Annotated in this window: 17 protein-coding genes; 5 read left to right on the forward strand and 12 right to left on the reverse strand. The window is 42.6% G+C overall.

Annotation, left to right across the window (positions count from 1 at the left end):
* Positions 1–9: 9 nt before the first annotated feature.
* The 5 genes from MKZ10_RS17045 to MKZ10_RS17065 form a co-directional block, all read right to left on the reverse strand.
* On the reverse strand, positions 10–1,221 hold the full coding sequence (locus MKZ10_RS17045) for a DNA repair exonuclease (RefSeq protein ID WP_342506212.1): 1,212 nt from the start codon (positions 1,219–1,221) through the stop codon (positions 10–12).
* Positions 1,222–1,344: 123 nt separating this feature from the next.
* Complete coding sequence (locus tag MKZ10_RS17050; RefSeq protein WP_342506214.1) at positions 1,345–2,610, reverse strand: ABC transporter permease; 1,266 nt, start codon at positions 2,608–2,610, stop codon at positions 1,345–1,347.
* Entirely contained in the window at positions 2,603–3,502 is a 900-nt protein-coding gene (locus MKZ10_RS17055) for an ABC transporter ATP-binding protein (protein ID WP_342506216.1), read from the reverse strand. The genes MKZ10_RS17050 and MKZ10_RS17055 overlap by 8 nt, the downstream gene beginning before the upstream one ends.
* A 63-nt stretch (positions 3,503–3,565) precedes the next feature.
* Positions 3,566–3,877, reverse strand: coding sequence for a DUF3796 domain-containing protein (locus tag MKZ10_RS17060; protein WP_342506218.1), 312 nt, complete (start codon positions 3,875–3,877; stop codon positions 3,566–3,568).
* A gap of 2 nt (positions 3,878–3,879) precedes the next feature.
* Entirely contained in the window at positions 3,880–4,077 is a 198-nt protein-coding gene (locus tag MKZ10_RS17065) for a helix-turn-helix transcriptional regulator (RefSeq protein WP_342506220.1), read from the reverse strand.
* A 153-nt stretch (positions 4,078–4,230) separates the two neighbouring features.
* Between MKZ10_RS17065 and MKZ10_RS17070 the strand changes: the two genes are divergently transcribed.
* The 3 genes from MKZ10_RS17070 (at position 4,231) to mgsA (ending at position 5,371) form a co-directional block, all read left to right on the forward strand.
* Complete coding sequence (locus tag MKZ10_RS17070) at positions 4,231–4,416, forward strand: YhzD family protein (protein ID WP_342506222.1); 186 nt, start codon at positions 4,231–4,233, stop codon at positions 4,414–4,416.
* Positions 4,417–4,483: 67 nt separating this feature from the next.
* Positions 4,484–4,888, forward strand: a complete 405-nt coding sequence (locus MKZ10_RS17075; RefSeq protein WP_342506224.1) for a VOC family protein — start codon at positions 4,484–4,486, stop codon at positions 4,886–4,888.
* Between the two features lie 78 nt (positions 4,889–4,966).
* A complete protein-coding gene (gene mgsA / locus MKZ10_RS17080; protein WP_342506226.1) occupies positions 4,967–5,371 on the forward strand; it encodes a methylglyoxal synthase in 405 nt (134 codons plus the stop codon).
* Positions 5,372–5,495: 124 nt separating this feature from the next.
* On the opposite strand, the gene MKZ10_RS17085 is transcribed toward mgsA, so the two are convergent.
* The 5 genes from MKZ10_RS17085 to MKZ10_RS17105 form a co-directional block, all read right to left on the reverse strand.
* Positions 5,496–6,275, reverse strand: coding sequence for an enoyl-CoA hydratase (locus tag MKZ10_RS17085; RefSeq protein ID WP_342506228.1), 780 nt, complete (start codon positions 6,273–6,275; stop codon positions 5,496–5,498).
* A 73-nt stretch (positions 6,276–6,348) separates the two neighbouring features.
* Positions 6,349–7,857, reverse strand: a complete 1,509-nt coding sequence (locus MKZ10_RS17090; RefSeq protein ID WP_342506229.1) for a coproporphyrinogen III oxidase — start codon at positions 7,855–7,857, stop codon at positions 6,349–6,351.
* A gap of 145 nt (positions 7,858–8,002) precedes the next feature.
* Positions 8,003–8,350 (reverse strand): YlbF family regulator, encoded by a 348-nt coding sequence (locus MKZ10_RS17095; RefSeq protein WP_342506231.1) that lies wholly within the window; start codon positions 8,348–8,350, stop codon positions 8,003–8,005.
* A gap of 12 nt (positions 8,351–8,362) precedes the next feature.
* Positions 8,363–9,520: a DUF445 family protein gene (locus MKZ10_RS17100; RefSeq protein ID WP_342506233.1), complete on the reverse strand. Its 1,158-nt coding sequence runs from the start codon at positions 9,518–9,520 to the stop codon at positions 8,363–8,365.
* Positions 9,521–9,629: 109 nt separating this feature from the next.
* Positions 9,630–10,022 carry a ferritin-like domain-containing protein gene (locus MKZ10_RS17105; RefSeq protein ID WP_342506235.1) on the reverse strand — a complete coding sequence of 131 codons (393 nt, stop codon included), beginning with the start codon at positions 10,020–10,022 and terminating at the stop codon, positions 9,630–9,632.
* 72 nt (positions 10,023–10,094) lie between these two features.
* Here MKZ10_RS17105 and MKZ10_RS17110 point away from each other — a divergent pair, with 72 nt between their 5' ends.
* Both MKZ10_RS17110 and MKZ10_RS17115 read left to right on the forward strand, forming a co-directional pair.
* Positions 10,095–10,298 carry a YheE family protein gene (locus MKZ10_RS17110; protein WP_342506237.1) on the forward strand — a complete coding sequence of 68 codons (204 nt, stop codon included), beginning with the start codon at positions 10,095–10,097 and terminating at the stop codon, positions 10,296–10,298.
* A gap of 52 nt (positions 10,299–10,350) precedes the next feature.
* Positions 10,351–10,503 carry a hypothetical protein gene (locus MKZ10_RS17115; RefSeq protein WP_342506238.1) on the forward strand — a complete coding sequence of 51 codons (153 nt, stop codon included), beginning with the start codon at positions 10,351–10,353 and terminating at the stop codon, positions 10,501–10,503.
* Positions 10,504–10,535: 32 nt separating this feature from the next.
* Here the strand turns inward: MKZ10_RS17115 and MKZ10_RS17120 are convergent, their stop codons facing one another.
* Positions 10,536–11,780 carry an MFS transporter gene (locus tag MKZ10_RS17120; protein ID WP_342506240.1) on the reverse strand — a complete coding sequence of 415 codons (1,245 nt, stop codon included), beginning with the start codon at positions 11,778–11,780 and terminating at the stop codon, positions 10,536–10,538.
* Between the two features lie 172 nt (positions 11,781–11,952).
* Positions 11,953–13,710: an ABC transporter ATP-binding protein gene (locus MKZ10_RS17125; protein WP_342506242.1), complete on the reverse strand. Its 1,758-nt coding sequence runs from the start codon at positions 13,708–13,710 to the stop codon at positions 11,953–11,955.
* Position 13,711: the final 1 nt, after the last annotated feature.

The raw sequence follows: 13,711 nt of genomic DNA on the forward strand, positions 1-13,711 counted from the left end.
TTCATCACCTCATTCCATTTCCGCCGCTATTAATGCCATTGCCGCTGCTTTAATCTCTTCTATGTCATCTACTTGTAAAATATCTAAGTACTTCACGCCTTGAGTATGCTGATATAGCTCCTTCAAAGCGTCCTTCCAGTCATTTTCCTGCCATCCGTCAATCATCCCGATAACCGATTGTCCAAGCGCTCCCTGAGCTGCTGTTAGAGTGGCTGACTGAACAAATGACAGCTTCTGCACCCAGATAAACGGCTCACTGTCCCCCATCGCATCGCGTAACACATCTAACCATTCCTGCTCCATCGATTGCCGAAATAACTCCGAAGCCCTGACATCTATATCCACCATCAACAGCTCCACAATGCCTGCCCCAAACTGCGAATTGAAAGCCTCAAGTACATCTCGACAAGCGACCAGCCATTCATTAGCATGACTGATTCCTTTACACGATACTTCCAGACGTTCAAAAAAAAGCTCAGACGCAGGGATGAAATGAAGTGATGCACTCACTTTCGATAACTCCACTTCGTAAAAGCCTTTCACGCCGCGCTCATTACGGTGTCGCCCTTGCAAATTTCCCGGGTACACAATTGGAGGGTGCTCATGTAACTGTCGCCGCAGATGGATATGGCCGAGCGCCCAATAATCGTAGTGCTTAGCTAGTAAATCACTTTTCGTAAACGGCGCATACACTGCATGTGTTTCATCTCCAGCCAAACTTCCATGAAGCATTCCGATATGAAATACATCCTGATCCTGCGCCATCGGATACTCCTCTATCTTCCGCTCACGAATATGCCGCTCTTTATAGCTAAATCCATAGATTGACACAGCTTGTCCATTGACGCTGAATTGGGCTTCCTCCACCTGATCACGGAAAACATGGACATTCGGTGGTAGCGCAAAACGGGTCCATCTGCCAGCAAGATGATCATGATTACCATGTGAAATAAATACAGGTATGCCTACCTCGTTCAATTTTTCCATTCCTTCATGGAATTTCATTTGCGCGCGCAAACTTCGATCCTCACCATCGTAAATGTCTCCAGCAATTAGCACGAAATCCGGCTTTGTGTTGAGCGCGTGTTCAATCAGGTTGGTGAATGCCACAAACGTACTGTTCCGCAAGTCGTTCAACCGCTCCATTGGCAAGCCGGTCATACCTTTAAATGGGCTGTCTAAGTGCAAATCAGCCGTGTGAATAAATCGAATAGTCGACAACTAGAATTCCTCCCCCACCCAACGAATACTTGTTCTTATTTTATCATAGTTAGTTATTTTCCGCACATAAAATAAAGCCTTATCGCATGAGATTTCATGTGCGATAAGACTTTACCTTAAAATTTATTCTTTCCCCAACTGAATGGCCTTCTTAATATCCTTCAACGACCTTGATGGACCATACATCAGAACACCGCCTCGGTAAACGCGTGCGCCAAACCAGCCGAGGATGAAAATCGTTACGAGTAAAATCGCGATGGATAACACGGGCTCCCACACAGGTAAATCAAGCATACCAACACGTAAGAACATGACGAGTGGTGCAAAAAACGGGAAGAAGGAAGCATATTTGATATACGCCATTTCTGGATTACCTAGACCTGTCGCCGCAATCATGAATGCTGCAACAATTAACAATGTCATTGGCATAATCATTTGTTGCACGTCTTCTATTCGACTCACAAGCGAGCCTAATAAAGCCGCAAGCGTCGCATACAGGAAGTAGCCTAATAAAAAGAAGACGATGGCATAAACGATTGTTCCAACATTCATATTTGAAAATCCAAAGACAGAGAAGAAACCATCTGCCATGTCAGTTGCGGACGTTTTCAACGCTATGAAGCCTGCAAGACCAAACAGCACCATTTGCAATAAACCAAGCGAGCCAATCCCCAACACTTTGGCAAACATATGCTTCGCGGGAGATACACTAGAAATCAAAATCTCCATGACACGAGATGATTTTTCCGTCGCCACTTCTGTTGCGATCATGCTTGCATACATAATAACCGCAAAGTAAATGAGGAACATAAGCACATAGACAAGACCACGTGCCTGACTCAGCTCTTCTTCCGTTTTCGCTGACGGTGATACAGAATGTTGGTCAAACTGAATCGGCGTAAACAATGTCTGCACTTGCTCTCCCGACAGAGATAATTCTTCTGCTTTCATTTCTGTTTGAATGGACTCTAGAGCTTCCTGTAGCATCATTGGAAGTGAGAATTCCATCGAGCTCATCGATGTATAGTTTGCTTGAATCGTATTGGTATCATCCAATTTCAGTGTCAAAAAGGAGTCGATTTCCCCTTCCTTCACTTGATCAGTCAGTGCTTCTTCTGATTCACTTGCTTTATCTACTTTCATATCCGAGCCACTTGCCTCAAACTGTGCAGTTAAACGCTCTATTAAAATACCACTCTCATCTATCACTTGTAGCACTTGAGCCGACTCATTGTCGCCACCCGTGATACTTTTTACACCATCAATAATTTTGCCCATATTGGCAAACAGAAAAACCGCACCCAACATAATAGCAGTTGTAATGATGAATGATTTCGTTTTCGCTTTTGTCACGAATGCCTGTTTAAAAATAATCATAAATTCACGCATGTTGTTTCCCCACCTTTTCGATGAAAATATCTTGCAGTGAAGGCTCTTCAATTTCAAAGTGACGGATTGGACCTGTTTGCAAAGCAGCTGTCAGTAGTTTGCTAGCGATTGCTTCTGCTTCTACTTGGTAAACCGCACCTTCTACTGTTTTAGTGACGGACATAACACCCGAAATGGATGCAAGCTGCGACAAATCATTATCTGAATGAATACGAACATTATGCTTACTGAATGACCTTTTAACATCCCGAAGCGAACCACTGACGATCTGTTTGCCCTTATCAATGATGCTTAACTGCTCGCATAATTCTTCCACATGATCCATGCGATGACTTGAAAATACAATCGTGGCACCGTCATTCCGAAAATCTAAAATGGCTGCCTTCAACATTTCAACATTCACCGGATCAAGACCAGAAAACGGTTCGTCAAGAATGAGCAGTTGCGGCTTATGCAGAAGGGATGCAATCACTTGGATCTTCTGCTGATTCCCTTTCGATAGCTCTTCAATTTTTTTATTGGCATAATGCGGAACTTCAAAACGTTCGAGCCAGTTATGAAGCTCTTTTTTCGCATCTGATTTGCTCATGCCTCGTAGCTGTCCAAGAAATATAAGCTGGTCTTCCACTTTCATTTTCGGGTAAAGGCCACGCTCTTCTGGTAAATAACCGATTTCAGGACTCGTCGCATAAGAAATAGGTTTACCATTCCAAGTAACCCGCCCTTCATTCGCATTCAAAAGTCCAAGAATCATACGGAACGTCGTCGTCTTACCCGCCCCATTGGCACCAAGAAACCCGTACATCGTGCCATCCCCAACGGATAGCGTCAAATTATCAACGGCAGTAAAGTCGCCGAAGCGCTTTGTAACGTTTTCAAGTAATAAAGTCATTTTGTTACCCCTTTCGTTTTTCACCCTTCTACATATACGTATCTAGTAAGCTGAAGTTTCATATTAATTTCTTTTGTCTGCTATGGTAGCTCCAATTCCATAAGCTGTTATGGCAATTATATAAAGTGCAGTGAACAAAAAGAATGAAAGTCCAGGCCCTTCAAAAACAATGATAATCGACCAAGCAATTAAAATTGCCAATACCGTCACATTCCAAGACAGCGATTTTGCTTGCTCCTGAATCCTTTGATAGCGCTCGTCATAGCGACGTTCTTTCTTCCCTTTTTTCCATACGAAATACCAAACAAGTAATCCGATTCCAAGCCCCAACGGCAAACCTAGCATAAAATCTAGTAAGTGAAAATCCTCCCGCATCTTCATTCCTCCTCCGGTGTAAAAATATCTTCAATGCGACAATTGAACAACTTCGCAAGTTTGAAGGCTAACGTCAGCGATGGATTATATCGACCTTTTTCAAGCGAGATAATCGTCTGCCGAGAAACTTCTAATTTCTCCGATAGATCATCTTGCGTCAACCCCATCTCTGTCCGCATATCCTTAATCAAGTTATTCAATTTTTTTGCTCCTCCCTTCAAATAGTAAAGGTAGCTTTACGTAAAGGTTACTTTACTAACCATAAAATGTCAAGTAACCTTTACAAATTATTTTTAGAATCTTTTGTAGTATTGTAGTATAATGAATAAAAAAGAATGGGAAGGGTGAATGTTGTGAGAACTTACAAACTGACTGCATATGAACCTACTGGGGCATTGATTACAGAAGAGACGTTCACGGCGGAAACAGATGAGGCGGCAAAAGTACAAGGACAGGCATTGCTTGAAGAGAAGGACCTTGTTGAAAAAACACATCGTCTCGCATCCCCAGCTGGGAAATTATTATTGTTTCATTCATAACAAAAAGTGCATCCAAGGACATTTTTTAGCTTGGTTGCACTTTTTTTATCTAATAGGGGGGATAAAAATGACACAAGGGCTAATTCATCATATTGAACTGTATGTTTCCGACTTGAAACAGACAGTTGATTTTTGGGGTTGGTTGCTCGAGGAATTAGGCTATAGCTCGTTTCAGGAATGGGAAAGTGGGCGGAGTTGGAAATTAGGCGAAACATATCTTGTTTTTGTACAGGCCGAAGACAGGTTTTTGGATGTGCCCTATCATAGATGCCGAGTAGGCCTTAATCATTTGGCATTTCACGCAAGCTCACGTCAACAGGTCGATGAGCTGACAGGCAAATTACAACATAAAGGAATTCATATCCTTTACACTAAAAAGCATCCATTCGCCGGTGGGCCTGAACATTACGCGGTTTACTTTGAAGACCCAGATAGAATGAAGGTTGAATTGGTAGCACCCAATAGTATTTAATACACGTATCGTCAAATTGTGATAATCTATAAGTGAATAGGATTAGTCCTTACCAGTAGAATAAAGGGGTGTTCCAAAATGAAAATCGCATTAATTGCTCATGATGAGAAGAAAAATGAAATGGTGAATTTCACAATCGCTTATGAACATATCTTTTCACAATATACGTTATATGCAACGGGGACGACTGGGAAAAGAATAATGGACGAAACAAAGCTTTCCGTTAACCGACTCATGTCAGGACCTTTAGGCGGCGACCAACAAATTGGTGCGATGTTAGCAACAGGCGAGTTGGACCTCATTCTCTTTTTCCGTGATCCATTGACGGCACAGCCACATGAACCTGACGTCAGTGCATTACTGAGATTGTGCGATGTCTATGGTATTCCACTTGCAACGAACATCGCAACAGCTGAGCTTTTACTCCGCTCTGTCGAAAATGGGGATTTCGCTTGGCGAGAAACGGTCGATAAATATAAATAAAAAACGATACATCTACTCAACGGCGAGCCGAGTAGGTGTATCGTTTTTCAATTTAACTAATTTATATTAATAAGTGCTGGTTCAAATTACTCGCCTTCAATTAGGTTAGCATCCGGTACTTCTTTTATTTCCCCGTAAACACTGGCTTTCGCTTCTCCACAAACGCCTGAATGCCTTCCATATGGTCAGCCGTTTTACGCATCGCTACTTGTGCCTCACTTTCCATTTTCAAGACATTTTCAAGTTCAGCAATGTTCTGCACATGTAAAATGTTCTTCGACGCCATCATCGACGCAATAGGTGAAGCAAGCAATTTCTGTGCATACGCCTCGCCATATTCAGCCGCCTTACCTTCCGGTGTCACTTCGTCAATCAAACCTTTAGCCAAGGCTTCCGAACCATTCATCACCTTACCTGACCAAATCAGTTTTTTCGCTTGCGGCACACCAACGCGTTCCTTTAAGAAGAAGTGGCCCGCTCCGTCCGGCACAAGACCAATTCCAATAAAGTTCATCGCCAACTTGCTGTCTTCCTCAGCAATAATAATGTCGCAGCCAAGAACAACACTAAACCCAAGACCAGCCGCAGCCCCATGAACGACCGCAATTGTAATTTGCGGCAATGTGTACAATGCTTTCGCAAGACGCGACACATCGACCATAACCTTGCCGATATCTAGCGGGCTATCGGGGTCCACCATCGCTTTAATATCCCCACCCGCAGAAAAAGCACGACCTGCGCCCTGAATCACTAGCACTTGCACCGTTGTATCACTCTTCAGCTCTTCAAAAACGTCTGCTAGTTCCTTCATCATGACATCATCCATCGCGTTCATTGACTCTGGCCTATTCAATGTTAGGTTTGCTAAACGCCCTTCTTTTTTCAATTCGACAGTTGTATACATAAAAAAGACACCCCTTTTAATTAAATGAATGATCATTCATTTAATTATATTCGATGTCTTTTCCATATACCCTCTATTTAATTACCGTCTCCGGAAAAATTGCATTCAAATATTCTAGCTTCTTCTCAATCGCATCCTCAAAAGTCAGGATATATGCAGCGGGATCTTTCGGGTTGTAAAACTGCGTAATTTTTCCTGTTGTCGGGTCGATGAATTTACTAGATGCCCCACAGCCAACGCCAATAATCGTCTGTACTTCTTCCATGATGACGATATTGTAAATACTCTCTTCATTCGGCTTTGCATAGCCAACGTTTTCTAAGTTACCTAAAATATTTTTCTGACGATACAAATAGTATGGCTCATAACCATTTTCCACATTCCACTGTTCGCCAAGCTTCATCATTTGTTCAACCGTCTCACGATCCGCTACTTTATATTTATCCTTATTGCGTGTCATTTCAGATGCCCGTTTGAATGACAGTGTATGAACAGTCAGTGATTCTGGCTGCATCTTCGCGGTTTCATCAAGCGAATGTTGAAATTCCTCAATCCCTTCATTCGGTAAGCCGATGATGAGATCCATATTAATATTTTTCATGCCCATATTTCGGGATAGCCAAAACTTATCGACAGTCTCTTGCACGGAATGGTGACGCCCAATGGCTTTTAAAGTTTCATCTGTATATGATTGTGGATTGACGCTAATACGGTCAATGCCCCATTTCTTCAATACTTCAATTTTGTCAGGCGTAATGGTGTCTGGGCGACCTGCTTCTACCGTTACTTCACGAACGTTTTCCATGTTCGGGAACGAGGCATACATCGTTTCATACAATGCATCCATCTCTTCAGCTTCAATGGAAGTTGGCGTCCCTCCACCGAAATAGATTGTCGTAATCGCCATATTGCGCTCCGTTAACCATTTGCCCATTTCGCGAATCTCTTCATGCAATCCATCAAGGAAGGATTCTACCCGACCATTTTTCCGATGAATGGCATAGGCAGGAAACGTACAGTAGGCACATTTTGTTGGGCAAAAGGGAATCCCGATATAAATACTCACTTCTTCTTTCAGGTCATATAAATCGGGGACTGAGCGAAGTTGAACGTCTGCAATTTTTGCAAGGAGCTCACTTTTCTCACTCGAGATTCGATGACGGTCCATAAGCAATTGCTGCGCTTGTTCCGTACTATGCCCTTGCCGACGGTATTTATGGTACAGTTTCATCGGACGAATTCCTGTTAAAATCCCCCATGATTGCTGCATACCCGTCGCCTGTTCAAGTGCTTCTAGCAAAATATGTGAATAAATTCGCTTGAGCTGACGTGTTTGAATTTTTTCATCCTCATTCTCTTCTAGCTCCGAAAATTCAGCGGCATACTCTGCGCCATTCCATGTAAGAAACGCTTTCCCTATCAGTAGATTATCCGCATTTTTTTCGAGTGAAAATACTACAGCAATGGCCTCTGCTTCGTCTTCATCTATAATTTTCGACTGCTCGAAAAACAGATTAGCTAGATGCGTGAACATCCGAATCCAATCCTGCTCGAATGATTGTTTAATAATAATTTTCTGCATGTATGTGTACCAACTTTCTATTCATCAATCTCATAACGTCAATTGTACCAAACGATGGAACGCAACCTAAGTTCGCTGCGTCCTACAGCAACGGTTGCGTGACCGACTTCCTTTTGGCCCGAAAAAAACCGGCATATGCCGGTTTTTAGATAGTTTCATATAGCTGTTGTACGGGCTTCATCAGCACGCGATTCACTTCTTCAATCAAGCCACTGAGCTTCATTTCCGCTTCAAGCATCGTCATGATTTTAGGATTTTGTTGTGCAAGCTGTGCTGTTTTTTGTGCATATTCAAGTTCTTCTGCAACAACTTCTTCACCCTGCATTTGTTTTTCCTGAAGTGTCATTTGAATTTTACGGAAGTTTTTGAACAACGCCAATGCTTCTTCATCCGCTTTCACTTCGCCTACTGCTTGCTCTACTTCTGCAAATTCCACCGTTGTACGGAACGTTGCCTCCAATTTGTTCAAGTCATCATAAATATTCACTGTCATGTCCAATTCCCCCTACGATAAATTTGTTGCAAAGACGATAAGTCCTTGTACGATTCCGATGACTCCACCAAGCAATGCACCAAGAACGGTAATCATTTTAAACTCTCGCTTGGAGATACCTAGCATCAAATCCTCTAGCACTGCCACTGGAAACGTATCGACTTGCTCTCTTACCATATCATCTAATTTCAGTTTTCCAAGCGATTTTTCCAATTGTACTTCTGCTTGATAAAAAGCAAATTCAGTGAGCTTTGGCGTGATATTAACCGCTGTCCATTCTGCCCCATTCGGCCAGTAATGACGAATCGACTTATTCAAACGCGCTTCCAACGCCAACTCATTTTTCGCATACGTTGAAATCGACCCGAATAGTCCATCCCAATCAAAGCCAGCCAACAATTCCTCTACAGGGCGCTGCTGTAGCTTTTCCCACTCATTATAAATAATCGTGTTCACTAATGCAATCGTACCAGGCGCAGTGACAAACTTAATCGCTTCTTTTTGCACTTTACCAACTAGCGACTCTGATTCGCCAAAAAACATATTGACCATACTACCCAATGTTCCTTTAGAGGCCAAGAAATCATCAATAAGATTACGGAACATCGCTTTTCCTTCATCAGATGCGAAGTATTGCTCTGACCTACTTAAAATGTACGTTGTCACAGTTGGAATACGCTCTCCTGCTTCCACCCGCCACTTTTCCGGTAGCACCTCTTCCACCGTTCCGGTCGTCAGCTTTCTACGCACGGCGTTAAGCTGGGCATTAAGCAACTCCAACACTTGCTGTTCTGCTTTTTCCGCAACTTGTGTCGCACCCGCAGTCGCCAGCCAATCATTCAAGGTTTTATCTGAATGAAGGACATGTTCTTCCAGTTTTTGTTGAATGAAGCTCTCTGCCTTTTTTTCCATGTCAGGTGTCAATAATTTTTTTCGAAAAGTTTCCGGTGTTAATAAATAATTCGTAACCGTCTTCCCTAGCTGTCTTGCCAATTCGTCACGTCTTTTTGGAATCAAACCTGGCGTGAATGGCAAACGCCATTTTCCGATATATTTTGCTTCATGTGGCCTAAATAGCATTTTGATCGCCAAATGATTCGTAAATCCACCAATCAACGCACCAATTAAGGTCATAAATAACAATGTCCATAAAAAATCCAATCGCTTCACCTTTTCCCGTTTCTTTACGTCCCAATTATAGCAGAACGAAACCAAACGGAAAAATGCAAAGGCTTATCATCAATTTTACCCCTCCATAAAACCGAAGTCTTTTGTTAATTCAAGATAATGCATTGTACATCGTCGACATGCGAATCGCATGCTCCATTTCGTCATTCATTGCGATAAATAACGGATTATAGGCTTGTTGAATTGGAATCGTCAGCAACATTTCCTTGTACGTTTCAATAGCCTCTAACTCATCCACCAACGCCCGTTGGACACATTCTTTCAGGTTATAACAAGGTAATGGTTTCTTCGGATTTTGAACAAATGTCCCTGTCATCATATAATAGAGCTGTTGGAACATTTCGTAATGGCTTTTTTCATCTTCATACATATGACGGAGGAAATCTTGCCAGAGCGGATCATTCGTCAGACTGTACATTGATTTATAATAATAATAATCTTTGTACTCGTCTTCAATGGCCTGCTTTAATTTATTTACAAACAAGTCAGCACCCTTTCGCTTATCTTTACTCTGATTTTATGCGATGGGGTAGTATCTTATGAGAGGAGTATCACTATGCTACAACATTTCAGTTATAAGCCCATGTATGACAATACGAAATTGCCGGGTTGGACTTTTGCATTTTTCTTTCGCAATACAAGGTATACGGGCGATTATATGCCGGAGGGAGAAATTCGTTGGAACGGAGAGACGCCGCCCGAAGAAGATAACGTAAAAAAGATGATTCACGAATTAATGACTTTCCACGTCTATGATTGATTATCGATTGTTTCGGGAATACTATGCTCTATGACCAATAAGGAGGCGTAGTATGACAAAAGAAAAATCACCCGAAGAACTGCGTAAGGAAAAAGAGCAGTTACAAGTACAAAATCAGAAAACCGAAAATGTCTTTGAGGATAAAAGCCGGGTTCCAAACGAGCAAAATGCTTGGAAGGAAACACAGCCTAGGTATGGTGAATGACAAAATGCTCTGCAATTATGCAGGGCATTTTACTATTCCTCCGCTAACTTTCTCTTACCAAAAACAAAGAAATAGTATGTAGACGACACAATGTACAAGCCTGCCGTGATGGTAAATGCATAGGCATAGCCCCAGTAGAAGCCATTTGCAATAACAAGCCCCGCTGCCACCGGACCCATCGTCGCCCAGCCAATATTGAACACCATCTGGTTCACCGAGTTCGCAAGTCCCTTGTATTTATCTGCAACAATTTCCATTGCAATTGCACTTTGAATGGGATTCCCTGCGTTCATGAGTGCCTGACGCATTAGGAAACCAAGTGATGCCAACAATAGCGAGGTCGTATATGCCGTCAAGATGAGAAACGGAATCGACAGCATTTGAAAAATAATGAGAGCCTTTACTTTTCCAACTCTCTTCACAAGCATCGGTCCAATAAGCATTGCCACCGCCGTCATCGCAGATCCGAGCGATAAAACGAGCCCAATATAAGCATTCGACGCATCAAAACGATTCGAGAAATATAAATTCAAATAAGGAACAACTAACCCAGACCCAATACCAATCAACAAACTTGCAAACGAGAAATGGAAGATTAGAATAATATTGCGCTTAAAGCTACTATCAACACGCTCCACTTTCTCTAGCTCATCATGTTTCACTTGCACAGGCTCCGGTGGCTTATTGCGCAGTTTGAATAACGGCAGTAAACCAACTGTAAAAATAGCTGCTCCTACAAGTAACGCCCATCGAATCGCCGACGCTGCATCCATGCCACCAACAATCTCAAGAACATCTGCTATCACACCACCAAACAGACTACCAACGACATTAGCCACAGTCATCATAGCAAAATGGATGCTGAACATATGCACCCGTTCAGCCGACGTCGAGTTCTCCGCCAAAAACGGGACACCCGACACTTGCACAAACGCCATGAACAAACCCGTTAAAAATGCTGCGTAAATAATCGGCGTTTCCGCAATCGCAACACTGCGGTAAAACAACGTCATCGCCCCAAATAACGCACCGCCAATAATCATCCATTTTCGACCAAATTTATCACTCAGAAAACCTGCTGGAACAAGCATAATCGCCGATGCCAGCGCCGTCATAGAAATGACTTTACCATTTACGGTTTCCGGCATCCCCAATTCTTTTATATAGAGATTGTACATGACCATAAAAACACCCATTCCAATTTGAATGAGCACATTCGCTAGCATGAACAGCCTAACATTTTGATTGAACGAGGAAATTTTCCTCTTCCAATCCATCAACCATTTCCCCATGGCACTCCAACTTTCCGCACACAGATATTTCGATACACTAAATATACGTCTTTCGGAATAGTTTTTCAACTAGCTTAGAAGAAAATCCCCTCGAACGATAGTAACCACGCTTGCAAACCAGTAAGCCCACCCGCCACCAAAAAAGAGGGAACCCCCCTCAACCAATTTTCGGTTGAGGGGAAGTTCCCGCCTGCAATTTATACATTTGCGCATACTGCCCGCCAAGCACTAACAACTCATCATGCGAGCCACTTTCCACAATTTCTCCGCGGTCTAATACTAAAATCCGATCCGCATTCTTAATCGTCGAAAGCCTATGGGCAATGATAAATGTCGTCCGCCCTTTTTTCAGTACGTCCATTGCATGCTGAATAATTTCTTCCGTCTCTGTGTCAATGTTAGACGTCGCTTCATCCAAAATCAAAATCGCTGGGTCAAATGCCAATGCCCGTGCAAATGAAATCAGCTGTCGCTGCCCAGAGGACAACGTACTACCCTTCTCGACAACCGGCTCATCAATGCCACCTGGTAAATGCTTCAACACGCGTTCTCCACCAACCGCATCAAGCGATTGCTGCACTTTTTCACGTGTAATACGCGCATCCCCTAAACTGACATTCGACTCAACCGTGCCGCTAAATAAATACGGATCCTGCAGGACAATCCCCATATGATCCCGAACCGTCTGACGAGGCATATCGCCAATGTCCATGCCATCAATCGTTATCTTCCCTTTCGATGCATCATAGAAACGGAACAGCAAATTCATAATCGAACTTTTCCCGGATCCCGTATGACCAACGAGCGCCACCGTTTCCCCCTGCTTCGCTTCGAATGAAAGATCCTTCAGCACATATTCTTCCTCATTATAAGCAAACCACACATTTTCAAAACGAACATTTCCACGGTACCGAGCGATTTTATCATCACTGACTGGCTCCCCTTTTCTGTCCAACAGTTTGAAAACACGCTCTGCAGCAACAAGTGAATGTTCAAGTCGCGCAAACTGATTCACGACCCCGGTTACAGGGTTAAACAATCGTGTAATGTAATCCACGAATGCATAGAGCAACCCGGCTGATATCACACTTTCCGTAGTCAATGATGCGCCACCGAAATACCAGATGAAGAATACAAACGCCAACGACCGAATAATATCGACCAAGTTATGTGACGTCGCTGCCTCCACTTTTAACAACCTATTTTGATAGAGGTAATGCTCATCATTCAGCTCGCGGAATTCTTCTTCCATCTGCTTTTCACGACGAAATGCCTGAATAATGGTCATCCCATTAATCGATTCATTAATCATCGCATTCATATCACTCACTTTACCACGAATAATATGGTTCACCTTAGAAGCGAAATTCCTGTACATCTTCATCCAAATATACAAAATGGGTAAAACGAACAGCGTAATCGCACCCATTTTAGGGTCTAAAAAAAACAAGGCAATATAGATTCCCGTAATAGACATCCCACTAATCGCAAACTGTGAAACGACTGTCACATACAAATTCCGAATTGCTTCTGTATCATTCGTAATCCTCGCAACAACTTTCCCAGCCGGTAAATTATCAAAATAACTGATCGGCAATGTTTGGATATGCTCATACAAATCATTACGCATTTTCTGGATAATACGATTCGCAGCGTTTTGTAGCAATAAATATTGAAAATACCTAAAAATCGCTGTGACAATTGCTAGCCCGAAAAAGACAGCAAGCAGTTTGATAATCGGCTCAAAATCGATACCGCCATCTACAGCACTCGCAATATGGTCATCAATAATTTTCATGGCAATCATCGGACCCATCAGATCCGCACCTACTGCAATGGCAAGAAAAATCAGACCTGTAATCAATAACTTTTTATAATCAAGCGCATAGTGAAATAAACGTTTACCAGTACCCATA

It is taken from the genome of Sporosarcina sp. FSL K6-2383, from assembly GCF_038618305.1.
Taxonomy (GTDB): domain Bacteria; phylum Bacillota; class Bacilli; order Bacillales_A; family Planococcaceae; genus Sporosarcina.